Source organism: Paraburkholderia sp. AV2, assembly GCF_054968425.1.
Map to the genome: position 1 here is coordinate 27,866 of NZ_JBANLK010000014.1, position 23,401 is coordinate 51,266.

18 protein-coding genes, 1 tRNA gene and 1 pseudogene are annotated in these 23,401 nt (G+C 66.6%); 16 read left to right on the plus strand and 4 right to left on the minus strand.

Going from position 1 to position 23,401, the window contains the following annotated elements:
* The first annotated feature begins 164 nt into the window (after nucleotides 1-164).
* From V8683_RS12550 to V8683_RS12565, 4 genes are all read left to right on the plus strand, one after another.
* Nucleotides 165-1,589, plus strand: coding sequence for a DUF3300 domain-containing protein (locus V8683_RS12550; RefSeq protein ID WP_411191800.1), 1,425 nt, complete (start codon nucleotides 165-167; stop codon nucleotides 1,587-1,589).
* A gap of 20 nt (nucleotides 1,590-1,609) precedes the next feature.
* Entirely contained in the window at nucleotides 1,610-2,560 is a 951-nt protein-coding gene (locus V8683_RS12555) for a DUF2950 domain-containing protein (RefSeq protein ID WP_411191799.1), read from the plus strand.
* 147 nt (nucleotides 2,561-2,707) lie between these two features.
* A complete protein-coding gene (locus V8683_RS12560; RefSeq protein WP_411191798.1) occupies nucleotides 2,708-3,295 on the plus strand; it encodes a BPSL1445 family SYLF domain-containing lipoprotein in 588 nt (195 codons plus the stop codon).
* A gap of 217 nt (nucleotides 3,296-3,512) precedes the next feature.
* Nucleotides 3,513-5,123 carry a methyl-accepting chemotaxis protein gene (locus tag V8683_RS12565; protein ID WP_411191797.1) on the plus strand — a complete coding sequence of 537 codons (1,611 nt, stop codon included), beginning with the start codon at nucleotides 3,513-3,515 and terminating at the stop codon, nucleotides 5,121-5,123.
* Nucleotides 5,124-5,136: 13 nt separating this feature from the next.
* Here the strand turns inward: V8683_RS12565 and V8683_RS12570 are convergent, their stop codons facing one another.
* Nucleotides 5,137-6,063, minus strand: coding sequence for a LysR substrate-binding domain-containing protein (locus tag V8683_RS12570; protein ID WP_411191796.1), 927 nt, complete (start codon nucleotides 6,061-6,063; stop codon nucleotides 5,137-5,139).
* A 119-nt stretch (nucleotides 6,064-6,182) separates the two neighbouring features.
* Between V8683_RS12570 and V8683_RS12575 the strand changes: the two genes are divergently transcribed.
* The 5 genes from V8683_RS12575 to V8683_RS12595 all read left to right on the plus strand — a co-directional run bounded on the left by V8683_RS12575 (nucleotide 6,183) and on the right by V8683_RS12595 (nucleotide 12,690).
* Entirely contained in the window at nucleotides 6,183-7,754 is a 1,572-nt protein-coding gene (locus V8683_RS12575) for a UxaA family hydrolase (RefSeq protein WP_411191795.1), read from the plus strand.
* A 130-nt stretch (nucleotides 7,755-7,884) separates the two neighbouring features.
* Entirely contained in the window at nucleotides 7,885-8,814 is a 930-nt protein-coding gene (locus V8683_RS12580; RefSeq protein ID WP_411191794.1) for a dihydrodipicolinate synthase family protein, read from the plus strand.
* A gap of 1 nt (nucleotide 8,815) precedes the next feature.
* The gene (locus V8683_RS12585; RefSeq protein WP_411191793.1) at nucleotides 8,816-10,408 is read left to right on the plus strand and encodes an aldehyde dehydrogenase (NADP(+)); all 1,593 of its coding nucleotides are present in this window, start codon (nucleotides 8,816-8,818) and stop codon (nucleotides 10,406-10,408) included.
* A gap of 45 nt (nucleotides 10,409-10,453) precedes the next feature.
* Nucleotides 10,454-11,749 carry an MFS transporter gene (locus tag V8683_RS12590; RefSeq protein WP_411191792.1) on the plus strand — a complete coding sequence of 432 codons (1,296 nt, stop codon included), beginning with the start codon at nucleotides 10,454-10,456 and terminating at the stop codon, nucleotides 11,747-11,749.
* A 17-nt stretch (nucleotides 11,750-11,766) separates the two neighbouring features.
* Nucleotides 11,767-12,690: an NAD(P)-dependent oxidoreductase gene (locus tag V8683_RS12595; protein WP_411191791.1), complete on the plus strand. Its 924-nt coding sequence runs from the start codon at nucleotides 11,767-11,769 to the stop codon at nucleotides 12,688-12,690.
* Nucleotides 12,691-12,812: 122 nt separating this feature from the next.
* Here the strand turns inward: V8683_RS12595 and V8683_RS12600 are convergent.
* From V8683_RS12600 to V8683_RS12610, 3 genes and pseudogenes are all read right to left on the minus strand, one after another.
* Nucleotides 12,813-12,889 (minus strand) — tRNA-Val (locus V8683_RS12600).
* 239 nt (nucleotides 12,890-13,128) lie between these two features.
* Nucleotides 13,129-13,497: pseudogene (locus V8683_RS12605) on the minus strand (divalent metal cation transporter); the annotation flags it as partial.
* A 28-nt stretch (nucleotides 13,498-13,525) separates the two neighbouring features.
* Nucleotides 13,526-13,669 carry a hypothetical protein gene (locus tag V8683_RS12610; RefSeq protein ID WP_411191790.1) on the minus strand — a complete coding sequence of 48 codons (144 nt, stop codon included), beginning with the start codon at nucleotides 13,667-13,669 and terminating at the stop codon, nucleotides 13,526-13,528.
* A 1,139-nt stretch (nucleotides 13,670-14,808) separates the two neighbouring features.
* On the opposite strand from V8683_RS12610, the gene V8683_RS12615 reads away from it, so the two are divergent.
* From V8683_RS12615 to dhaL, 7 genes are all read left to right on the plus strand, one after another.
* Nucleotides 14,809-16,299 carry a carbohydrate porin gene (locus V8683_RS12615; protein ID WP_411191789.1) on the plus strand — a complete coding sequence of 497 codons (1,491 nt, stop codon included), beginning with the start codon at nucleotides 14,809-14,811 and terminating at the stop codon, nucleotides 16,297-16,299.
* A gap of 291 nt (nucleotides 16,300-16,590) precedes the next feature.
* The gene (locus V8683_RS12620; RefSeq protein ID WP_411191788.1) at nucleotides 16,591-17,562 is read left to right on the plus strand and encodes a sugar-binding transcriptional regulator; all 972 of its coding nucleotides are present in this window, start codon (nucleotides 16,591-16,593) and stop codon (nucleotides 17,560-17,562) included.
* Between the two features lie 5 nt (nucleotides 17,563-17,567).
* On the plus strand, nucleotides 17,568-19,193 hold the full coding sequence (locus V8683_RS12625) for an FGGY-family carbohydrate kinase (protein ID WP_411191787.1): 1,626 nt from the start codon (nucleotides 17,568-17,570) through the stop codon (nucleotides 19,191-19,193).
* On the plus strand, nucleotides 19,190-20,704 hold the full coding sequence (locus tag V8683_RS12630; protein ID WP_411191786.1) for a glycerol-3-phosphate dehydrogenase: 1,515 nt from the start codon (nucleotides 19,190-19,192) through the stop codon (nucleotides 20,702-20,704). Before V8683_RS12625 ends, V8683_RS12630 begins: the two co-directional genes overlap by 4 nt.
* A 39-nt stretch (nucleotides 20,705-20,743) precedes the next feature.
* Nucleotides 20,744-21,676, plus strand: a complete 933-nt coding sequence (locus V8683_RS12635) for a sugar phosphate isomerase/epimerase family protein (RefSeq protein ID WP_411191785.1) — start codon at nucleotides 20,744-20,746, stop codon at nucleotides 21,674-21,676.
* 27 nt (nucleotides 21,677-21,703) lie between these two features.
* Entirely contained in the window at nucleotides 21,704-22,726 is a 1,023-nt protein-coding gene (locus V8683_RS12640) for a dihydroxyacetone kinase subunit DhaK (RefSeq protein WP_411191784.1), read from the plus strand.
* Entirely contained in the window at nucleotides 22,714-23,397 is a 684-nt protein-coding gene (gene dhaL / locus V8683_RS12645) for a dihydroxyacetone kinase subunit DhaL (protein WP_411191783.1), read from the plus strand. The genes V8683_RS12640 and dhaL overlap by 13 nt, the downstream gene beginning before the upstream one ends.
* Nucleotides 23,398-23,401: the final 4 nt, after the last annotated feature.

Consider the following 23,401-nt stretch of genomic DNA (forward strand, 5'->3'; position numbering starts at 1 on the left):
TTGAGATGGATCGCGGTGTTATCGCATTCCGATTGACACCATGCGAGCAAGGCCCTTATTTTGCCGGTAGCACGCAACTCCGCCTCGGGTCGTAGCGCCTTTGCTAGTCCGAACTGTTGCGGGGAAGCCTGGATAACATATTCAGTCACGAGGAGGACCGTAACGTGAAATCGTCCGGTGTTGGCCAGCGTCACGTCTGGCTCATCTGCGCCGCTCTCGCGGGCGCGCCGCTCTTCGTCGGCCCGGCTGGTCCGACCGCCGCGCTGGCGCAGAACGCGGCAAAGCTCTCCAGCCAGCAACTCGATTCGCTCACCGCGCCCATTGCGCTGTATCCCGACGCACTGCTCGCCCAGGTGCTGATGGCCGCCACGTTTCCGCAGGACGTGCAGGCCGCGGCGGCGTGGTCGAAAGCCAATCCGAACCTGAAGGGCGACGACGCCGTGAAGGCGGTTGCCTCCCAGCCGTGGGATCCGAGCGTGCAGTCGCTCGTGGCGTTCCCGCAGGTGCTTGCCACCATGGACTCGAAACCCGACTGGGTCCAGCAGATCGGCAACGCTTTCCTCGCGCAGCCCAACGACGTGATGGATTCGGTGCAGCGGTTGCGCGTGCAGGCGCAGAAGGCCGGCAACCTGAAGTCGAACGACCAGCAGAAGGTGGTCGTGCAGCCTGCCTCGAGTACGACGACCACGCAAACGATCGTGATCGAGCCGGCCAATCCGCAAGTGGTCTACGTGCCCACCTATAACCCCACCGTCGTGTACGGCGCGTGGCCCTATCCGGCGTATCCGCCCGTGTACATGCCGCCGCCTCCGGGGTATGCCATTGCCACGGGATTCATGACCGGGCTGGCGTTCGGCGCGGGCGTGGCCGTGGCGAACTCGCTGTGGGGCGGTTTCAACTGGGGCGCGCATGACGTGAACATCAACGTTAACCGCTACAACAACATCAACGTCAACAACCGCATCAATACGAACAACGCCACGTCGAACTGGAACCGCAACCAGAACGTCGAGCGCCGTAACCAGAACTTCAACGGCAACAACCTGAACCAGCAGCGCAACCAGTACCGCGGCTACGACCAGTCGCGCCAGCAGGCCGCGCAGGCGTTCCAGAACCGCACGGGCCAGAGCATGGGCGGCAACGCGAACGAGCGGTTGCAGGGCATCCAGAACGGCGGCAACCGGCCCGGCGCGAACGGCGCAAACGGTAATAACGCGCTCAGCAACCGCGGACAGAATGCGAATGGCGGCAACGCGATGAACAATCGCGGGCAGAACGAGAACCGCGCAAAAGGTAACGGCCCGAACAATCGCGGCGAGAACGCGAATCGCCAGAACGACATCAACAACCGTGCCCAGAGCGCGAACCGCGACAACGCGTTGCGCGGGGCGGGCGACGGCAGCGGTGCGCGTGCCGACACGCAGCGCGGCCAGCAAAGCCGGGACGCCTTCCAGAATCAGAATCGCGGCGGCATGGGCGGCGGCCAGGCGGGCGGAGGTGCCCGGGGCGGCTTCGGTGGCGGCGGTGGAGGTGGGGGCGGCCGGCTGGGCGGCGGTGGCGGCGGTGAACGCCGCCTGGGTCGACGTTGAATATTTACAGGAGTCTAGCGATGATCCGCATTCAAGCACGCCGCCTGCCGCAAGACACCCGTCGCCTTCAGACGCGCCTTCGGACAATCCCTTCTCTGGGTCTTGCCGTTGCGCTCGCCTTGGCGTTCGGCACGGGCACCGCGCACGCGCAGGCCGCCTATCCCACGCCCGAGGCCGCGGCCGAGGCGTTCGAGACCGCGCTCGCCACGAACGACCACGAAGCGATCAAGCATGTGATGGGCGCCAACTTCGAGCAGTTCATCCCCACGCAGAACATCGGCGAAGAAGACGTTTACGACTTCCTCGGCGCATGGGCGAAGGGCCATCAAATCGTGCAGGACGACAAGCCGGTAGCGGGCAAGGCGAGCGCGCATCTCGAAGTGGGCGACAGCGGCTGGACGCTGCCCATTCCGATCGTGCAGGGCGCGCACGGCTGGAGCTTCGATCCGCGCGAGGGCGCGAGCGAAATACTCACGCGCCGCATCGGCCGCAACGAGCGCGCGGCGATGCTCACGTCGCTCGCCTACGTCGACGCGCAGAAGGAATATCAGACGCAGATGCAGCACTACGCGCAACGCTTCGTGAGCACGCCCGGCACGCACGACGGGCTCTACTGGCCGGTCGAGCGAGGCGAAGCCGAAAGCCCGCTCGGGCCGCTTGCCGCCACCATGCCGCACGACGCGAAGGTGACGCCGAAAGAGGGCTATCACGGCTATCACTTCCGCATCCTCACGGCGCAGGGTTCGCATGCGAACGGCGGCGCGCGCGATTACCTCGATAACGGGCAGCTCGCCGGCGGCTTCGCGTTGATCGCGTGGCCGGCGGATTATGGCAAGACGGGCGTGATGAGCTTCATCGTCGATCAGGATGGGCAGATTTATCAGAAGAACCTCGGGCCGAACGGCGCGCGCACGGCGGCGGCAATCAAAGCGTTCGACCCCGATCCGTCCTGGCAGGCCACCACGCCGTGAGCGGCGGAGCGCGAAAGGGATGAACTGTCGGCTGGAGCCAGGCCTTTATCCCTGACTCCGCTCGCATGCAGGGTTGTTCTATGCTGATTGGGCGGGCACGTGAATTGCTGATCACGTGCCCGCCCTTTCTTTCGCGTGGAGACAACAATGCAAAGACGACATTTCATCCTCACGGCCGGCGCGGCCCTCGCCTCGGGCGGTCTGGCCCTCGCGGGCTGCACCACCACGTCAGGCTCGTCCCCCAACGCCGCGGACAACGCTTCGAAGCGGGCATCGATCGACTCGAGCGTGAGCGGTACGCTGAGCAGGCTTTACTCCACCGTGCAAGGTTCGCACGAGCTCGTCGCCAAATCGCGCGGGGTGCTGGTGTTCCCGTCGGTGCTGCAGGCGGGCTTCATCGTCGGCGCGCAGTATGGCGAAGGCGCGCTGCGCGTGGGCGAAGCTTCGGTGGGCTACTACAGCACCGTATCGGGGTCGTTCGGACTGCAGGCCGGGGCGCAGTCGAAGGCCATCATCTTCTGCTTCATGACCCAGGATGCCCTCACCCGGTTCCGCAGCTCGGATGGCTGGGCAGTGGGAGCCGACGCTTCCGTGGCGCTCGTGAAGGTCGGCGCGAACGGCGTTGTCGACACGACTACGGCCACCGCACCCGTCGAAGTTTTCGTGATGACCAATGCGGGCCTGATGGGCGATATCTCGCTGGCGGGCACGAAGGTCACGCGTCTCAATATCTAGGAAGGCTGAACCGGACGAGACATCGGTGTCACGTCCGGTTAATCTGGGGCCGCTTGTCCGTGCGAACCGTCGCCGGCAGTTCGTCTCTTGCGCCCCTTCTGCGCCTCGTTCGGGCGCGCATCATGGATATCCCCTATGCAGGCGTACGGCATATATGCCGATACGCCAGACGGGCCGCGCCTTCGGGTGAAGAGCGGCCACCACGTACGGGTATCCAATGCTAAAGAACTTCACTATTCGCGGGGGGCTCACCCTCGTCATCGGCGCGTTCATTGCGTTTCTGCTGATCGTGATCGGCGTGGCCTACGGCGCGCTCAAGCTCACGAACGACAGTCTCACGGAAGTTCGTGCGGGCGCGCAGGCGCTTGCCGATCTGAAGACCAGTTCGGAAAAGCTGTTGCAGGTGCGGCTCGAGCTTTCCAGTTATGAGACGCGCTTCAGCGTCGGCAAGTCCACCGACGGGATGCTCGACCACGCGCAGCGCGTGCTCACCCAGTCGAACGAACAGTTCCACCGCTACAGTGCGGGCCCCTTTGCCGATCCCGAGCACGCGCAACTGGTCGAGGCCGTCGCGAAGGCGCGCGCCGCGCTCGTGAGCCAGGCGCTGGAGCCGGAGTACAAGGCGCTCGTCGACAACGACTTCAATACCTTCCGCACGATCCAGGGCGAAACCGCCGATGCCTTCTACGCCGACTACGCGAAGGCGATCGATGCCCTGGAGCAGTGGCATGTCGCGCGCGGCCAGCACGATGCCGATACGGCCGCGCAACGGTTCCGGCTTTCGCTCATTGTGTTCGGCGTGATCGGCGCTGTCGGCCTCGTGCTGGGACTGTTGGCGCGCGCGGGGCTGGCGGCGGCCGTCATCAGGCCCGTCAACCAGGCGATCCGTCATTTTCAGCGCATTGCCGCGGGCGACCTGAGCGTGGACGTGCGTGTGCGCTCGACCAACGAGATGGGGCAACTGCTGGGCGCGCTCGTGCAGATGCGCGACGGCCTGACCGGCACCGTCTCGCGCGTGCGCGGCGGCACCGAGGAGATCTCGCAGGGCGCGAACCAGATCTCGGCGGGCAATGCCGATCTGTCCGACCGCACTTCGCAGCAGGCCGCGGCCCTGGAGCAGACCGCGGCGAGCCTGGAGGAACTGTCCGGCGCGGTGCGCCAGAACACGGCGAGCGCGAAGGAGGCGAGCGGGCTCGCCCAGGGCGCGCTCGATACCGTGACGCGCGGCGCGGACGTGGTGGCGCGCGTGAACGAAACGATGAGCGAGATCTCGTCTTCGTCGCAGAAGGTCGAGGAAATCACCGGCATCATCGAAGGCATTGCGTTCCAGACCAACATCCTCGCCTTGAACGCGGCGGTCGAAGCCGCGCGTGCGGGCGAACAGGGCCGTGGCTTCGCGGTGGTCGCGAGCGAAGTGCGCAGTCTCGCGCAGCGCTCCGGCACGGCGGCCAAAGAGATCAAGGAGCTGATCTCGGCGTCCGTGGCGACGGTGGGCTCGGGCGCACGGCTCGTGGCCGAGGCGCGCGGCACGATGGACGCGGCGCGCGACGCCGTGGCGCGCGTGAGCCACATCATGCGCGAGATCGAGGCCGCGACGCACGAGCAGAGCGACGGCATCGAGCAGGTCAACCGCGCGATCGCGCAGATCGACGAGGTCACGCAGCGCAACGCGGCGCTGGTGGAGGAGGTGGCGGCTTCGGCCCAGTCGCTCGAATCGCAGGCCCAGTTGCTGCGCGAAGCCGTGGCCGTCTTCCGGACGAGCGAAACGGCGAGGCACGAGGTGGGTGGCGTCGAACCGGCGATGCTGGCTGCGCCGGCCCTGGCGTGAGGTCCGGGAGGACTTATGCCTCTTCCTGCCCCGTCAGCATCTCGATGAACTTCTCCGCCGGCGGCGACAGCGCGCCGCCTTTGCGCGTGACGATCCCGAAGCTTTGCGACTGCGATTGCAGCGCGATCGGCAGAATCCGCAGCATGCCGTGCTGCACGCACAGGTTCGCGACGTCCGCGGGCAACACCGAAACGAGCCCGGAGTCCTGCATCAGCAGCGTGATCGTCACGAAGGTCGAGGCGGTCGAGATCGGGTTGGTCGGCAGCGCGAACCCGGCGAGATCCATCTCGCGCTCCACCAGCGCGCGCAGCGGCATCTGCGTCGGATAGACCACCCAGCGGTGGCCGGCGAGATCGCGCCATCCCACGTTGCCGGGCAACGGCGGGTGGGCGTGGCCCACCGCCACGGCAAGCGGCTCGTCGCCGATTTTGCGGTAGTGATACTTCGAAGGCTGATCGCTCACCGCGGCGCGTCCGATCACGAGGTCCAGATGCCCTTCGTCGAGCAGCAGCAGCATCTTCGCGCTGGTGTCCTCGATCACCTCGATCGAGAGGTTGGGCTGGCTCGCATGCAGCCGGTCGATGACCGGCACGACGATCTCGGGAATCGCCCCCATGATCGAGCCGATCGCGAGCCGGCCGCCGCGCCCGCTGCGGATCTCCGAAATGTCCTCGCATAGCGCGTTCAGGTCGGTCGTCAACAGCCGCGCGTAGCGGATCACGCAGTGGCCGAACTGGTTCGCGATCATGCCGTTCTTCGAACGCTCGAAGAGCGGCGCGTCGAGCATCGACTCCAGCTCGTGCAGCATCTTGCTCGCGGCCGACTGCGTCATCGACATCGCGCCCGCTGCCTTGTGCAGCGATTTGTATTCGTCGAGTGCGATCAGCAACTGGAGCTGGCGGATTCGCAGCCTCGACAGCAGGGTATTCAGGGTTTTCATCTAAGTCGTAGAAGCGATCACAAGATGGAAATTTCTCAATATACAGGTGCGAAAGGCGGCCCGTATAGTCTCGGCTGGAGACGGTCTCCGGCGCTCCCGCGCCTTCCTGGAACACCACAATGGCAACACTCAGCGACGCAACGGCTCGCCTCAACTCGACTTCCCCCATCATCCGGTTGCATCGTAACGACGATGTGGTCATCGCCCGTTCCCAGCTTGTTGGCGGCGCGGTGCTGCCCGGCGAGGGCGTGACCGTGACGGGCCTCATTCCCGCCGGCCACAAGGTGGCAGTTCGCGCGATCGAGCCGGGCCAGCCCGTGCGCCGCTACGGCCAGGTCATCGGTTTCGCGAGCCGTCCGATCGCACCCGGCGAGCATGTGCATACGCACAACCTTGCGATGGGCGAGTTTCAGCGCGACTACGCGTTTTGCGAAGACGCGAAGCCGACCCGTTATGTCGCAACGGGCGCGACCTTCGAGGGCATCGTGCGCCCGGACGGACGCGTCGCGACGCGCAATTACATCGGCATCCTCACCTCGGTCAACTGCTCGGCCACGGTGGCGCGTGCGATCGCGGACCACTTCCGCCGCGACATTCATCCCGAAGCGCTCGCCGCCTACCCGAACGTGGACGGCGTGGTCGCGCTCACGCATGGCGTGGGCTGCGCGGTGGACGCCGAAGGCGAAGGGCTCGCTATCCTGCAGCGCACGCTGGGCGGCTACGCGATTCATCCTAACTTCGCGGCGGTGCTCGTCATCGGGCTGGGTTGCGAGACCAACCAGATCACGCGGCTCGTCGAGAAGCAGCATCTGGAGGACATGGTCGCGTCCGGCCGCCTCAGCACGTACAACATCCAGGACGCGGGCGGCACCGTCAAGTCGATCGCGCGTGGCATCGAACGCATCGAGAGCCTGCTCGCGCAGGCGAACGACGTGCGCCGCGAACCGGTGCCGGCTTCGCATCTCGTCGTCGGCCTGCAGTGCGGCGGCTCGGACGGCTACTCGGGAATTTCGGCGAACCCGGCGCTCGGCGCGGCCGTCGATCTGCTCGTGGCGAACGGCGGCACGGCGATTCTTTCCGAAACGCCTGAAATCTACGGCGCCGAACACCTGCTCACGCGCCGGGCCGAGCGCCCCGAAGTGGCGGGCAAGCTCGTCGAGCGCATTCGCTGGTGGGAGGATTATTGCGCGCGCAACCATGCGGCGATGGACAACAATCCCTCGGCGGGCAACAAGGCGGGCGGTCTCACCACCGTGCTCGAAAAATCGCTGGGCGGCATCGCGAAGGCGGGCCACACGAACCTCGTCGACGTGTACGAGTATGCGCAGCCGGTCACGGCAAAGGGGCTCGTGTTCATGGACACGCCCGGCTATGACCCGATCTCCGCGACGGGCCAGGTGGCGGGCGGCGCGAACCTGATCTGCTTCACGACGGGCCGCGGCTCCGCGTATGGCTGCGCGCCGACACCCTCGGTCAAGATCGCGACCAACGAGGCGCTGTGGCAGCGCCAGCAGGACGACATGGACCTGAACTGCGGGCCGATTCTCGCGGGCGAGAAATCGATCGAGGAAGTGGGCGCCGAACTATTTCAGCTCATGCTCGACGTGGCGTCCGGCCAGCGCTCGCGCAGCGAGATTCACGGCTATGGACAGAACGAATTCGTGCCCTGGCAGATTGGCGCGATTACCTGATTGCGGTGCGGGTACCGGGACGCGAGCCGGGTGCCCGCGCAGTCCATGCGCCGCTTCGCGTGGCTTGTGACTCAGGAATGCGAAGCATGAAAACGCGGGCGGCATCCGGCAACAACGAACCGAATCCATCATGAAGACTACTCCCCAGGCGCCCTATAAAGGCGTGTTCCCCGTCGTTCCGACCATCTTCGACGATGACGGCCGGCTCGACCTCGACGGCCAGAAGCGCTGCGTCGATTTCATGATCGACGCGGGCTCCAACGGTCTTTGCATTCTTGCGAACTTCTCCGAGCAGTTCGCTCTTTCCGACGCCGAGCGCGACACCGTCATGCACGCCGTGCTCGAACACGTCGCGGGCCGTGTGCCGGTGATCGTGACCACCACGCATTTCAGCTCGCTCGTGTGCGCGGCGCGCAGCCGAGCGGCTCAGGACGCGGGCGCGGCGATGGTCATGATCATGCCGCCGTACCACGGCGCGACCATCCGCGTGAGCGAGCGTGCGGTGTTCGGCTTCTTCGCGGAAGTCTCGGACGCAATCGATATTCCCGTCATGATCCAGGACGCGCCGGTGGCGGGCACGCCGCTTTCGGCTGCGTTTCTTGCGAAGATGGCGCGCGAGATCGAGCCTGTCTCGTACTTCAAGATCGAAACCGCGCAGGCCGCGGCGAAGCTGCGCGAGCTGATCGAGCTGGGCGGCGATGCGGTGATCGGGCCGTGGGACGGCGAGGAGGCGATCACGCTGATGGCGGATCTCGAAGCCGGCGCAACAGGTGCGATGACGGGGGGCGGCTACCCCGACGGCATACGCACGATTGTCGACGCCTATGCGGCAGGCGATGCCGAACGCGCGGCCGAGCTCTATCAGCGATGGCTGCCGCTCATCAACTACGAGAACCGCCAATGCGGCCTCGCGGCGTGCAAGGAACTCATGAAAGAGGGGGGCGTGATCCGCTCCGCGGCGCTGCGCCGTCCGCTCGCGCCCGTTCATCCCGCGACGCGCGAGGGCCTCTTGCGGGTCGCGCGTCGTCTCGATCCACTCGTTTTGCACTGGGGACGTTGACATGTCGATTCCGACTGGTTTGATCATTGGGCAGCGGGCCGTGCCCGGCACGAACGGCGCGATCCGCGGCGTCGAGGCGGCGAGCGGCGCCGTACTCGAACCCGCGTTTGGCGGCGCGACGCCGGCGGATGTCGAGGCGGCCTGCGCGCTCGCATGGAACGCGCTCGACGCGTACCGCGAAACCCCGCTCGAAGCGCGCGCAGCATTTCTGGAAGCGATTGCGCAGAACATTCTCGATCTCGGCGATGCGCTGATCGAACGCTGCATGACCGAGACGGGCCTGCCGCGCGCGCGCCTGGAAGGCGAACGCGGACGGACCGTCGGCCAGTTGCGGATGTTCGCGCAGGTGGTGCGCGACGGCGACTGGCTCGGCGTGCGCATCGATCCGGCGCAGCCCGAGCGCAAACCGCTGCCGCGTGTCGATCTGCGTTTGCGCCATGTGGCGCTGGGGCCGGTCGCCGTGTTCGGCGCGAGCAACTTTCCGCTGGCGTTTTCCGTGGCGGGCGGCGATACCGCCTCGGCGCTTGCGGCGGGCTGCCCTGTGATCGTGAAGGCGCACCCCGCGCACCCCGGTACGAGCGCGCTCGTTGGCGGCGCCGTGAAGCGGGCGGTGGCGGACTGCGGCATGCCCGAAGGCACATTCTCGCTGCTCTTCGATGCGGGCATCGAGGTAGGGCAGGCGCTCGTGAAGGATTCGCGCATCAAGGCCGTCGGTTTCACGGGCTCGCGCCGCGCCGGTGTGGCGTTGATGGGCCTCGCCGCTGCGCGGCCGGAGCCGATCCCCGTCTATGCCGAGATGAGCAGCATCAATCCGGTCCTGCTGTTCCCGGCGGCGCTGGAGGCCCGCGCCGAGTCGATCGGTACGGCGTTCGCCGCGTCGCTCACGCTCGGCGCCGGTCAGTTCTGCACGAATCCGGGGTTGATCATCGCGGTGGACGGACCGGGTCTCGACCGCTTCGTTGCGGCCGCATCGAACGCGCTGTCCGGCATCGAGGCCGCAACGATGCTCACGCCCGGCATTCACGCCGCTTACGAGGCGGGCGTTGCGCGTCTCGCGGACCATCGCGAGGTGACGACGCTGGCGCGCGGGCTCTCGATTGTCGGAGGCAATCGAGGCCAGGCAGCGCTGTTCGCGACGAGCGCCGAGTCGTTCCGCGCCGATCCGCACCTGCAGGAAGAGGTATTCGGCGCGGCTGCGCTGATCGTGCGCTGCCCGGGCGCGGAGAGCATGCTCGACCTCGTGGAAAGTCTGGAAGGACAACTGACGGTCGCGCTGCACGTCGACGCGGGCGATTACGAAAGCGCACGCGCGTTCCTGCCCGCGCTCGAACGGCGGGCCGGCCGCCTGCTGGCGAACGGCTTTGGGACGGGCGTGGAAGTCGGGCATGCCATGGTGCACGGCGGACCTTATCCGGCGACCTCGGACGGCCGCACGACCTCGGTGGGCAGCCTCGCGATCGCGCGCTTTCTGCGGCCCGTGAGCTACCAGGATCTGCCCGAAGCGCTTCTGCCGCCCGCGCTGCACACCGCCAATCCGCTGGGCCTGAACCGGCTCGTGGACGGCAAGCCGCAGCGCGCCACAGACGCCGCATAACGGCGCATACGACGCATTGCCGTACCCATGAAGGAGACAGGCTAAATGGAAGCCACGCAGGTTGCCGCAGTCCGCATGTCCAGCACGCGATGGAAGATCTTTTTGTTGCTGCTGATGCTCGTATCGCTCAACTATATCGACCGTGCCGCGCTTTCGGTCGCCATGCCGAGCATTGCACAGGAGTTTCAGCTAACGCCCGAGAAGCAGGGGCTTATCCTGAGCGCGTTCTTCTGGACCTATCTCTTCATGCAGGTGCCGTCCGGCATGCTGGCCGACCGCCTCAAGCCGCGCGTGGTGATCGCGGCGGCGACGATCGGGTGGGGCTTCTTTCAGGGCATCGCCGCGGTGAGCGTCGGCTGGTTCACGCTGCTGCTCACGCGTTTTGGACTCGGCGTCAGCGAAGCGCCCATCTATCCGGCCGGCGGCAAGCTCAACGCGATGTGGCTCACGCAGAACGAGCGCACGCGCGGCGCTTCGCTGATCGACGGCGGGTCGGCGCTCGGCTCGGGTGTCGGCGCGATCGTCACGGCACTGCTGATGGGCTGGTTCGGTTCGTGGCGCGCGGCCTTCGCGGTGGCCGGGATCGGCACGGTCCTGTGCGGCATCTGGGCGTGGTGGTACATCCGCAATACGCCGCGCGAACATCCGCGCATCAACGACGCCGAGGTCGCGTACATCGAAGCGGCGCTGGCCGAGGAGGATCGCGGCGAACCGAAGGCCGAGGCGGGATCGTCGCTGCTGAGCTTCTTCCGCTACCGTTCGGTGTGGGGCATGTGCATGAGCCACACCTGCACGAACCTGATCTTCTACGGCCTGATGACCTGGCTGCCGAGCTACCTGTACAAGGCGCACGGTTTCGACCTCAAGTCCATGGGCAACGCGACGTTCCTGATCTTCCTGATGGGCTTCATCGGCGAGATCTGCGGCGGCTGGATTGCCGACCGCTGGAAGATGGCGGGCGCCGGCGCGAATCTCGTCTATCGCACGATGATGGTGATCGGCGCCGCGGCCGTGGCGGCCTCGATGTGCGTGGTCGCGTATGCCGGCTCGCCGGCCGTCGTCGTCGCCCTGCTTTGCGTGGCGCTTTTCTTCGTGCGCTGGTGCGGCGGCTGCAACTGGGCCACGCCGGCCATGCTCGCCACGCGCAAACGCGCCGGGTCGCTCTGTGGCATCATGAACTTCGTCGGCAATATCGCGGGCATCTTCGTGCCGATCTTCATCGGCTACATCGTGCAGCACACGGGTTCGTATTTCCTTGCCCTGATGTTCTTCGTCGCGGTGGCCGGCTTCCAGATTCTGTGCGCACTGCTTATCAACTATCAGAGGAAGCTGCCGGTGTGACGGCGGCGCTGCCAACCATGAACCAGATCGAGATTCCAGAACGTATCCGGCGTGTCGGCGTGATCGGCCTCGGGCTGATGGGCGATGCGATCGCGCACAACATCCTGAAGCGCGGCTTCGCACTGACGGTGCTCGCGCACCGCAGCCGCGCGAACGTGGACGCGCTCGTCGCGCGCGGCGCGACCGAGGCCGCTTCGGCCGAGGAACTGGCGCGCAACGTGGACGTGGTGCTGATCAGCGTGACCGGCACGCCGCAGGTGCGCGACGTGCTCACGCGCGAGCACGGCTTGCTGGCCGGCGCGCATCCTGGACTGATCGTGATCGACGCCACGACCGCCGACCCCGAGTTCGCGGAGGAAGCGGCCACGGCGCTTGCTGCGCGCGGCGCGCAGTTTCTCGACGCGCCGGTCAACCGCACGCCGAAGGAGGCGCGCGAAGGCCGCCTCAATGTGCTCGTGGGGGGCGAGACCGAGGTGGTCGAGACGGTGCGGCCGCTGTTCGAAACCTACGCGGAGACGATCCATCATCTCGGCCAGGCCGGTTCCGGTTATCGCGCGAAGCTGATTCACAACTTCATCGCGCAGGCGAATGCCGCGGTGCTGGCCGAAGCATTCGGCACGGCGGCGAAGGCGGGGGTGGACCTGCGCGAGTTCGCCGCCCTGTGCCGCTTGAGCGGCGGACATAGCCGGACCTTCGACCGCATCGTGCCGTACGTGCTGGAGGGCGACGACAGCGGGCAGCAGTTCGCGCTGCGCAATGCGCTGAAGGATATGCGTGCGTATGCACGTCTGGCCGGCGAACAGGCTTCGACCGCAATCGTTGCGGAAGCGGCGCGCCAGCTCTATCTGCTCGCGACGAATCTGGGCCACGGCGACGAGTACGTGCCGCATCTGTTCGACGTTGTGGGCGAGTTGAACGGTGTGCGCGTGCGCGCGGAATAAGAAGGCCGCAAAAAGGCTGCAAAGGCAATGCACAAACGAAAATGACGCAGTCCCGCGAGGGATTGCGTCATTGCCGAAGTACCGCCTGCGAAGTACTACCTGATTTTTACTACTTGATTCGTTGGTAGGCTCGATTGGACTCGAACCAACGACCCCCACCATGTCAAGGTGGTGCTCTAACCAACTGAGCTACGAGCCTGTCGAGGCGCGAATTATAGAGAGAGTCGAACGCGCTTGCAAGCCCCTTCTGCGCCGCCATTCATTTGCGGGCATACGCATGAGCGCGCCCGCTTGCGCTTACTTCAGCAAGGTCATCTGCACGACCTTCACCACGACGAGCGCGACCGCAATCAACAGATAGCCGCGCAGCACGCCCATCCATACACGCTTGCTGAGCGTGAGGTTCGGCGCCGGCAATTCGTCGAGCGGCGGCATGCGCCACATGTCGCGCGCCATCTGGCCGACCGGCGGGTGAATCGTCACCAGTACGGGCACGAGCAGCAGGCTCAGGAGGCACAGGCCCACGGCGAAGCGTTCGAAGCGCCGGAAGTTGCCGGTGCTGACCGCAGCCATGGCGAGCGCGGCGGCGATGCACACGCCCGCCACCTTCGAAACGCCGAAGAAGTCCAGCACGAAGGTGATGCCGATGAACTCGGTCACGATGGTGAGCGCGTTGAGCAGAAACAGGTCGATCACGCTGAAAGCGCCCCAGAATTTGCCGAAGCGCTCGAAGATGAGCCGCGCGTGGCCCACGCCGGTCACGGCGCCGAGGCGCAGCACCATTTCCTGATTCACGTACAGCACCGGTTTGCGTATGGCGGAGGGGCGTGCGGAATCAGGAGGCGAATGCCTTCACGCGTTGCCAGAACGCACCGAAGCGAGAGGACGCCGTGCGTGGCTGCCACGAAAGAAAGCTGGCGTAGTGGCTGCGCGACTCTTCCATGTGCGGCAGATTCGAAAGAAGGAGGGCGAAATGCATGTGAGTGCTCCGTGCGCCGGGTTCGACGCGTAAATCGCGGAAAGCCGGCGGACACGGATCACCCGCGCATCATGGGCGCGGCAGCCGTCCGCCTGCTTTCCCCAGTTGAATGTGAGGTAAGCGGCATAAGGGATGACTGTCACTGTCGGGCATTACGGCTCCTTTTCCGGTTGGCCGCGCGTTGGCAACGCGCGTGTTGAACCACGCGCCCGTTTTGCGAACAGAAACGGCGGGCGCGAGCGAACGCGGCCGCGAGCGGCGGCTCGCGACACGACGCCAGCGGAGCGGGGCGCGCAGGCAGCACGCGAAAGGCGTGTGCGCACGAACCCGGCGTCCGGATGGCGCTAATTCAAAAGGTGCACGGGGGGTGAAGCGATGGCGCGCACCGTCTGCCTGATGATGGCGGGACGGCGGCGTAAAGAAGGGCGCGGACGTCTGGCCGGTCAGGCAGAAAAACAGATCGAAGATCGACTACTGCAAGAGTCCACGGCGTGGGCCCCGGTTGTGAAGATGGGCGGATTCTAGTGACGGAGAAAGCACAAGTCAACACGTTTCCCTAAGCAGAGCCAAGGTATTTTTTATGGCGGCAATACGGTACGCAATGACGGGATTTAGTCTTTCATCCGCCCGACAATGAAGCCGTTCAGAAAGCATGGCAAGCCGCGCCGCGCGCGCTGAATGCGAACCGGATGCATTCGCCATGGCGCCGCGTGGCTGGCCTTTCCGGCTGCTCACGGAATGCCTGCCGGATATTTCGCACTGCGATTTCATTCGATGCTTTTTTTACTTGCGGTTTGGTGGAAGTGGCGAATACAATGCGCCCGTCTCAAAGAAAGGAGTCTCTCGTGGACACATGCTCCAGTAGTGGAAGTCCGATGCCGGCTTGCGCCGGCGATATGTTCGCGAGATAGCCGCAAAGGGCGCTCGGGGGTCCCGCAAAGCGGTCCCTCAAGCACCGCTCCTTTCGCCGCTAACTCGCTGAGTCGGGTTAGCGCGCTTCCTTCGTGACAGGCCAGAAGCCTGTCCGCCTGCAGCACGCTCCCTCTGTTTCGATCGTCTTTCGCAACGCCGCTTGCGAGGGGCCGTCGCGTATTCATTCGTCGCCCGATGCGTTCGGGCTCGACGTCGCTCGATTTGCCATGAAGAACAACCTTAAAACTCGCCTGCTCACGACCGGCACGCCGCTCTCGCTCGCCGCGCTGCTCGCTTTCGCCATCGCACCCGCCGCGTTCGCACAATCGTCCGGCGAAACGCAACCCGCACCTGCAGCAGCCGGTTCGCCGGCCCAGCCACCCGCAGCCACCGCTGCACCCGAGGATCCGTCGAACGCTGCGCCCACGGGTCTGTGGGCGCGCTCGAACCTCTTCGGCGACATGAGCGGCCTGCGCTCGTGGATGGGCAACTACGGCGTGACCTTCGGTCTGCAGGAAACGAGCGAGTACATGGCCAATCTCTCCGGCGGCACGCACCGCGGCGGCGCGTACGACGGCGTCACGCAGTTCGGCCTCGGGGTCGACACGCAGAAGGCGTTCGGCCTGCCGGGCGGGATCTTCAACGTGTCCGCGCTGCAGATTCACGGCACCGACCTGAGCGAACGCAATCTGCAGACCCTGCAACTCGCCACGGGTGTCGAGGCCGATGCGGGCACGCGCCTCTGGGAACTCTGGTACCAGCAGTCGCTGCCGGGCGGCAAGGTCGACGTGAAGGTCGGCCAGCAGAGTCTCGACCAGGAGTTCATGGTCAGCCAGTACGCGGGCACTTTCATGAACGCGACGTTCGGCTGGTCGGCGCTGCCGTCCGTCGATCTGCCCGGGGGCGGCCCGGCGTATCCGCTGTCGTCGCTCGGCGTGCGCGTGCGCGCAACGCCCACCGACGCCATCACGGTGCTGGGCGGCGTGTTCGACGGCAACCCCGCGCCTGGCGTGGGCGACCCGCAGAAGCTCAACGCCAGCGGCACGACGTTCAATCTGCATAACGGCGCGCTCGTGATCGGCGAGGTGCAGTATGCGATCAACCCGCCGTCGTCCAATCCGAATGATCCGAAATATTCAGGACTGCCGGGTACTTACAAGCTGGGCTTCTGGTACGACAGCAACCGCTTCGCCGATCCGGGCTACGACAACACCGGCCTCTCGCTCGCCAACCCGGCCACTACGGGCGCGCCCGCGACGCACGGCGGCGACTACAGCATCTATGCCGTCGCCGACCAGATGGTCTGGCGCCCCAGCGCGGACAGCCCGCAGTCGGTGGGCGTGTTCGCGCGCATCATGGGCGCGCCGGGCGACCGCAACGTCGTCGATCTGGGCGTGAACGCGGGCGTGACGCTCAAGGCGCCGTTCAAGGGCCGCGACAACGACGTGGTGGGGCTGGCCGTGGGCTATGCGCATATCGGCTCGCATGCGCAGGATCTGGCGAGCGCGCAGGGGACCTACACGCCGGGTTATCCGTCGCGCAGCGCGGAGACGGTACTTGAAGCGACCTATCAGTATCAGGTCGCGCCGTGGTGGCAGCTTCAGGCCGACTTCCAGTACGCGTTCCGTCCGGCGGGCGGCATCCCGAATCCGGATAACCCGTCGCAGCGCGTTGGCGACGAGGCGATTGTCGGCTTGAGGACGACGATCGCGTTCTAAAGCAGGCGGTGGCCATTGAAACCCGGCCCATGGACTATGCCACCGCGGGCGTGTGGGCTGTGTCCTCGCGCCCGATGGAGCGGGGCGGGAACGGGTCGAGCGCTTTGACGTTCCGTCGCAAAAAGAATCCGACACTTATTTCTCGGCAAGGCCGCTCAGTCAAAGCATAGGGATATCCACTAAGGGTTCTGTCGGATGGCAGACGAAGATTTGCCGCGTATATTGGCCTCAACGAAAAAAAATGCAGCGAGTGAAAAAAATTTCATTTCCTGCTTTTGCACTGGAGAGGACATGACGAAATCCGCCGGCAGACCTGATCCCGAGGACAGTCTCGCCATCAGGGCCGCCTGGTTGCATTACGCGGCAGGGCAGACGCAGGCCGATGTGGCCGCGCGCCTTGGGGTGAGCAACGTCAAGGCGCATCGGCTGATCATGCGCGCCAATCAGAGCGGCGCCGTGAAGGTCACGATCGATGGCGAGATCGCGGAATGCGTGGTGCTGGAAACGGAGCTTGCCGAGCGCCATGGGCTTGCCTATTGCGAGGTGGTGCCGGACCTGCACGAGGTGGGCCTGCCCCTGCGTGCCCTGGGCATTGCCGGGGCCCAGTTTCTGCAACGCGAGATCGCGGCGTGCCAGGGCGGCGTGATCGGCATCGGGCACGGCCGGACGCTGGCGGCCGCCGTTGCCGAGATGCCGCGCATGGACGCGGGCAACGTGCGCTTCGTGTCGCTCGAGGGCGGCGTGACACGAGACTATGCGGCGAATCCGTACGACGTGATCTACCGGCTGGCGGAGAAAACGGGCGCGGTGTCTTACGTGCTGCCGCTGCCGTTTTTCGCCAATACCGCCGAAGACCGGGAGGTGCTGCTCTCGCAGCGCGGCGTGCGCGAAGTATTCGACCTCGCGGCGCACGCGGACCTGATGATCGTCGGGATCGGCAGCGCCCATCCTGACGCGACGCTTGTTGCCTCGCAGATGATCGAGCCGCAGGAAATTCGTGAGGTAAGCGAACTAGGTGGCCGGGGCGAACTGCTTGGACACTTTTTCGATCACGCCGGCAAGCCCGTCCAGACTTCGTTGGCCGCGCGCACGGTTGCGCCCGCGCTGGCCGATCTGGCGGGGCGCCGCATCGTGGCGATCGCCGGCGGCGCCGAAAAGGTCGACGCCATCCGCGCCGTTCTGCACAGCCGCCTCCTGAGCGGACTCGTGACGGACGAGGCCACGGCGCTCGCGCTGCGCGACGAGCCGCAAGCGGTGGAGTGAGCGCGATGGCAAGCCCCGGACACGATCTCCTGATCGGCATCGACGCCGGCACCTCGGTCATCAAGGCGGTGGCCTTCGATTTGAGCGGGCGGCAGATCGCCGTGGCGTCGACCCCCAATCGCTACGCGACGAGGGCCGATGGCGCGGCCTTTCAGTCCCTGAACCAGACCTGGGCAGACTGCGCGCGCACACTGCGCGATCTCGGCACCCGGGTGGAGGGTCTCGCGCAGCGCACCCGGGCGGTGGCGGTCACGGGGCAGGGCGACGGCACCTGGCTCGTCGGCGCGGGCAACGAGCCCGCGAGCGATGCCTGGCTCTGGCTCGACGCGCGCGCCGCAGGCACGGTGCGGCGGCTGCAGGGCAAGCCGGCCAGCCGCGCCCGCTTCGAGGCGACCGGCACCGGGCTTGCGGCATGCGGCCAGGGCGCGCAGCTCGCGCATATGGCGGCGACGCTGCCCGAAGTACTGGACCGCACCGAAGTCGCGCTGCATTGCAAGGACTGGCTGTATCTGAAGCTCACCGGGGTCCGCGCAACGGATCCCTCGGAGGCGAGCTTCACCTTCGGCAACTTCCGCACCCGCACGTATGACGACGCCGTGATCGAGGCACTCGAACTGACGGCGCACCGCGCGCTGCTGCCCGAGATTCTTGACGGCACCGAGGTCACCCATGAACTTTCGCCCGAGGCCGCGAAAGCAACGGGTCTGCTGGCCGGTACGCCGGTGTGCCTCGGCTTCGTCGACATCGTGCTCACGGCGCTGGGCGCCGGCATCCATACCGCCGACGCCGCCGGGGCGAGCTGCTCGATCATCGGGTCGACCGGCATGCATATGCGTGCGATGCGTAACGCCGACGTACATCTGAACGCCGAAGGCACGGGCTATGTCATCGCGCTGCCCATGCCGGGCATGTCGGCGCAAGTGCAGTCGAACCTTTCCGCGACGCTCAATATCGACTGGATCCTGAACCTGGCATGCGACCTGCTTGCGGAGTTCGGCCCCACGCTGTCGCCGGGCGACCGGGTGAACTACATCGACGGATGGCTGCAGCGCGGCCGGCCGGGTGCGCTGCTTTACCATCCGTACATTTCGGAAGGGGGCGAGCGCGGACCGTTCATCAACGCCAACGCGCGAGCGGATTTCATAGGACTCACCAATGAAATCCGCTTTCCGGACCTGCTGCGCGCCGTGGTCGAGGGGCTGGGCATGGCCACGCGCGACTGCTATGCGGCCATGGGCGGCGCGATGCCGGCGGACTTGCGGCTCACCGGCGGGGCGACGCGCTCGCGCGCCTTGCGCGCGGTGCTGGCCGCGGTGGTTGGGGCCCCGGTGCGGATTTCCGCGCGCGAAGAAGCCGGCGCGGCCGGGGCGGCGATGATGGCCGCGGTTGCGCTGGGCGTCTACCCCGACATGCACGCCTGCATTGCCGAGTGGGTCGCGCCGCTGCTGGGGCAGGCCGAGGCGCCGGACCCGGATCTGGTGCGCACCTACGCGCAGCGCTTTCCCGCCTACCGCGGGGCGCGACATGCACTTGAGCCGGTATGGGAGGCCATGGCCGGGGAGACGAAGGCGAGCCTTCAGTCCGAAGCGCTTCATGCCGGCGTGCAAGCCGAACCGGGGGTGGTGCAATGAGCGACAACGCGACCGTGGATCTGCTCGTCATCGGCGGCGGCGTCAATGGCGCAGGCATCGCGCGCGATGCCGCGGGCCGCGGACTCTCGGTCATCCTGTGCGAAAAGGACGATCTCGCCCAAGGCACCTCGTCGCGCTCGGGCAAGCTCGTGCACGGCGGCCTGCGCTACCTTGAGTATTACGAGTTCCGGCTCGTGCGCGAGGCCTTGATCGAGCGCGAAGTACTGCTTAACGCTGCGCCGCACATCATCTGGCCGATGCGCTTCGTCCTGCCGCACAGCCCCGATGACCGTCCGGCCTGGCTCGTGCGACTGGGACTGTTCTTATACGATCACCTGGGCGGGCGCGAGAAGCTGCCGGGAACGCGCACGCTGGATTTGCGCCATGGCGTCGAAGGTCAGCCGGTCAAGGATCAGTACCGCAGGGGCTTCGAATATTCCGACTGCTGGGTCGACGACGCGCGCCTCGTGGTGCTCAACGCCGTGGATGCCGCGCAGCGCGGCGCCCGGGTGCTCACGCGGACCGCGTTCGTTTCGGCCCGGCGCGAAGGCGGTGCGTGGCGCGTGGAACTGCGCGACACCCGTGACGGCGCGACTCGCGTGGTCACCGCGCGGGCGCTGGTCAATGCGGCCGGCCCCTGGGTCGCCGACGTCGTCGGGCGCGTGACGGACGGCCACTCGACGCGCAAGGTGCGGCTCGTGAAGGGCAGCCATATCATCACCCACAAGTTCTGGGAGGGTACGCACGCCTGGCTGGTTCAGAACCGCGACAAGCGGGTGATCTTCATTAATCCTTATGAAGGGGATATGGCGCTCATCGGCACCACCGACGTTCCCTGGGACGGTGCGCCGGAAAGCGTGTCGATCGACGAAGCGGAAGTGGAATACCTGCTGGCCGCCGTGAGCCGGTACTTCAAGGCGCCGCCGCGGCGCGAGGACGTGGTGCAGACCTTCGCGGGCGTGCGGCCGCTTTACGACGACGGCAACGGCAACCCCTCGGCGGTGACGCGCGACTATGCGTTCGACCTCGACGCCAATGGCGGCGCGCCGCTGCTCAACGTCTTCGGCGGCAAGATCACCACCTTCCGCAAGCTGGCCGAGCAGGCGCTGCAGCATCTGCAGCCGACGTTCCCGCGGATGGGGCGCGACTGGACGGCCACCGCGCCCCTGCCCGGCGGGGACATCGAGGGCGGCGACGTGCCGAAGTTCACCGAACGTCTGCAGCGCGACTATCCCTGGCTGCCGGAGGAACTGGCGCGCTACTACGTGCGGACCTACGGAACGCGCACCGCGCAGGTGATCGGTTCCGCGACCTCGCTGGCAGGACTCGGCCGGAAATTCGGGCCGAACTTCTACGAGGCCGAGGCCCGTTATCTGATGGCGCACGAGTGGGCCGAGACGGTGCCCGACATTCTGACGCGGCGTACCAAGCACGGGCTGCACATGAGCGCCGGGCAAATGGCTGCGTTCGACGTCTGGTTCGATGGCCGCCTGGCGGCGATGTCCGCCTGAGCCGGGACGCGATCGATCCCACCACTCCACGGAACGAACATGGCTTTCACGCTTTCACTCAACACCAACCCGCTCGTCAATCGCTTCGCGCAAGCCGACGACCTCATCGACACCATCGCGCACGGCATGAAGATCCGCGACGTGCAGCTCACGCACGAGTTCATCAATCCGTCGTGGCCTGCCTCCGTCAACCGGCGCCTCGTGCGCCAGATGCGCGCGGCGATGACGCGAACCGGCGTGCGTATCACGTCGGGCATGACCGGACCTTACGGGCGGCTCAACCACTTCGGCCATCCGGACGCCGACGTGCGGCGCTACTACGTCGACTGGTTCAAGACCTTTGCCGATATCGTCGCCGATCTCGGCGGCAACGCGATCGGCACCCAGTTCGCGATCTTCACCTACCGCGACTACGACGACGCCGCCCGGCGCGAGGCCCTGATCCGGACCGCCATTGACTGCTGGGCCGAAGTGGCGGAGCACGCAAAGAGCGCCGGCCTCGCGTTCGTATTCTGGGAGCCCATGTCGATCGGACGCGAGTTCGGCGAGACGATTGCCGCCTGTATGGCGCTGCAGGAGCGGCTCAGTGCCGCCAGGATGGCGGTGCCCATGTGGATGATGGCCGACATCGATCACGGGGATATCACGAGCGCCAACGCCGACGACTACGATCCCTATGCCTGGGCGCGCGCGGTGCCGCGGGTCTCGCCGATCATCCACATCAAGCAGTCGCTGATGGACAAGGGCGGCCACCGACCCTTTACGGCCGAGTACAACGCACGCGGCCGAATACAGCCGGAGCCGCTCATGAGCGCGCTTCACGCGGGTGGCGGTAAGGATAACGAAATTTGCCTGGAGCTGTCGTTCAAGGAACGCGAGCCGACCGATCGCCAGGTTGTCGCCCAGCTTGCCGAATCGGTGGCGTTCTGGGCTCCGCATTTCGACACCGGCGTTGCCGATCTGCACATTTGACGGGACCTGACTGCGATGCACGGCGCAATGACACAGAAACTGATCAACGACGGCGACGCCGCTGTCGACGAGATGCTGGACGGTGTGATGGCCGCGCACGGCGACCTGCTGCGGCGAGACGAGCGTGCGCCGCGCGCCGTCGTGGCGCGCCATGGACCGCGCCCCGGCAAGGTGGCGGTCGTGATAGGCGGCGGGTCGGGACACGAGCCGACGTTTCTCGGCTTTGTCGGCAAGGGATTGGCCGACGCGGCGGCGGTGGGCAATGTCTTCGCGTCGCCCCCGCCGCAGCCGGCCGTCGATGCGGCGCTGGCCGCGCACGGCGGCGCCGGCGTGCTGTTCCTGTACGGCAACTATGCCGGCGACGTGATGAATTTCGACATGGCCACCGAACTGCTCGGGCTGGAAGGCGTCGAGGCGCGCACGGTGCTGACGACCGACGACATTGCTTCCGCGCCCCGCGACCGGCGGCAAGAACGGCGCGGCGTGGCAGGCAACGTGTTCATTTTCAAGGCGGCGGGAGCGGCGGCCGACCTGATGATGCCGCTGGCGGAGGTGGAGCGGGTGGCGCGCCGCGCCAACGACCGGACCTTCACTTTGGGCGTGGCGCTCGCCCCCTGTTCGCTGCCGCAGACACGGCGCGCGAACTTCGAGATCGCGGCGGGCGAGATGGAGGTCGGCATGGGCATCCACGGCGAGCCGGGCATGCGCCGGGAACCGCTGCGTCCGGCCGACGCCGTGGTCGACGAGATCATGGACGCGCTCCTCGCCGAGATGGGCGCGGCGCGGGGCGATCGCGTGGCGGTGCTGGTGAATTCGCTGGGCGCGACGCCGCTCATGGAGCTGTACATCCTCAATCGTCGCGTGGCGCAACGGCTGGCCGAGGCGGAACTGACCGTGCATCGCACGCTGGTGGGGCCGCTGTGCACGTCGCTCGAAATGGCCGGGGCGTCGATCACCTTGATGCATCTCGACGAAGAATTGCAGGGTCTGCTCGACCACCCCTGCGCGTGCGCCATGTTCCAGACGGAGGCCGGGCAATGTTCGCGCTGACGACCGAAGACGTCGCACGGCTGTTCCGGAAGCTGGCCGGAACCATGGAGGCCGCACGGGACGAGCTATGCCGCCTCGACGGCGCGATCGGCGACGCGGACCACGGCATCGCGATGGCGCAGGGTTTTGCCGCCGCGTCCACGGCGATCGACGCGTTGCCCGCGCAGGCCACGCTCGCCGGGCAATTCAACGCGGCGGCCAAGGGGTTCCTGAATGCGGTGGGCGCCTCGACGGGGCCGCTCTATGCCACCGCGTTCATGCGGGCCGCGAGCGCCGCGGGCGCGCGCACGGCCATGCCGCTGGCCGAAGCGCCGACGCTGATCGTGGCGATGGCCGAAGGCATCCGCGCGCGCGGCAAGGCCGAACCGGGCGAAAAGACGATGGTGGACGTGTGGGCGCCGGCTGCGTCCGCGGTGCAGCAGGGCATGGCCGGGGATCTGCCGCTGTCCGGACTCATGCAGCGCATGCGCGACGCGGCGGCGGCTGGGGCGGAGTCGACGAGGTCGATGACGGCGACCAAAGGGCGGGCGTCGCGTCTCGGCTTGCGTAGCGTCGGGCATGTGGATGCGGGTGCGGCCTCCGCCGCGATGGTGCTCCACGTGATCGCCGAAGACTGGTCGATGCGGGCGGATCCGGTTTCTTCATCCGGCCTGCCAGGCATTAAGGAATAGAGGA

Bases quoted from the DNA above. Each gene is read 5' to 3' on its own strand.
- V8683_RS12555 (WP_411191799.1), top strand. From the start codon at position 1,610: ATGATCCGCATTCAAGCACGCCGCCTGCCGCAAGACACCCGTCGCCTT.
- V8683_RS12560 (WP_411191798.1), top strand. From the start codon at position 2,708: ATGCAAAGACGACATTTCATCCTCACGGCCGGCGCGGCCCTCGCCTCG.
- V8683_RS12565 (WP_411191797.1), top strand. From the start codon at position 3,513: ATGCTAAAGAACTTCACTATTCGCGGGGGGCTCACCCTCGTCATCGGC.
- V8683_RS12570 (WP_411191796.1), bottom strand. From the start codon at position 6,063: ATGAAAACCCTGAATACCCTGCTGTCGAGGCTGCGAATCCGCCAGCTC.
- V8683_RS12575 (WP_411191795.1), top strand. From the start codon at position 6,183: ATGGCAACACTCAGCGACGCAACGGCTCGCCTCAACTCGACTTCCCCC.
- V8683_RS12580 (WP_411191794.1), top strand. From the start codon at position 7,885: ATGAAGACTACTCCCCAGGCGCCCTATAAAGGCGTGTTCCCCGTCGTT.
- V8683_RS12585 (WP_411191793.1), top strand. From the start codon at position 8,816: ATGTCGATTCCGACTGGTTTGATCATTGGGCAGCGGGCCGTGCCCGGC.
- V8683_RS12590 (WP_411191792.1), top strand. From the start codon at position 10,454: ATGGAAGCCACGCAGGTTGCCGCAGTCCGCATGTCCAGCACGCGATGG.
- V8683_RS12595 (WP_411191791.1), top strand. From the start codon at position 11,767: ATGAACCAGATCGAGATTCCAGAACGTATCCGGCGTGTCGGCGTGATC.
- V8683_RS12610 (WP_411191790.1), bottom strand. From the start codon at position 13,669: ATGCATTTCGCCCTCCTTCTTTCGAATCTGCCGCACATGGAAGAGTCG.
- V8683_RS12615 (WP_411191789.1), top strand. From the start codon at position 14,809: ATGAAGAACAACCTTAAAACTCGCCTGCTCACGACCGGCACGCCGCTC.
- V8683_RS12620 (WP_411191788.1), top strand. From the start codon at position 16,591: ATGACGAAATCCGCCGGCAGACCTGATCCCGAGGACAGTCTCGCCATC.
- V8683_RS12625 (WP_411191787.1), top strand. From the start codon at position 17,568: ATGGCAAGCCCCGGACACGATCTCCTGATCGGCATCGACGCCGGCACC.
- V8683_RS12630 (WP_411191786.1), top strand. From the start codon at position 19,190: ATGAGCGACAACGCGACCGTGGATCTGCTCGTCATCGGCGGCGGCGTC.
- V8683_RS12635 (WP_411191785.1), top strand. From the start codon at position 20,744: ATGGCTTTCACGCTTTCACTCAACACCAACCCGCTCGTCAATCGCTTC.
- V8683_RS12640 (WP_411191784.1), top strand. From the start codon at position 21,704: ATGACACAGAAACTGATCAACGACGGCGACGCCGCTGTCGACGAGATG.
- dhaL (WP_411191783.1), top strand. From the start codon at position 22,714: ATGTTCGCGCTGACGACCGAAGACGTCGCACGGCTGTTCCGGAAGCTG.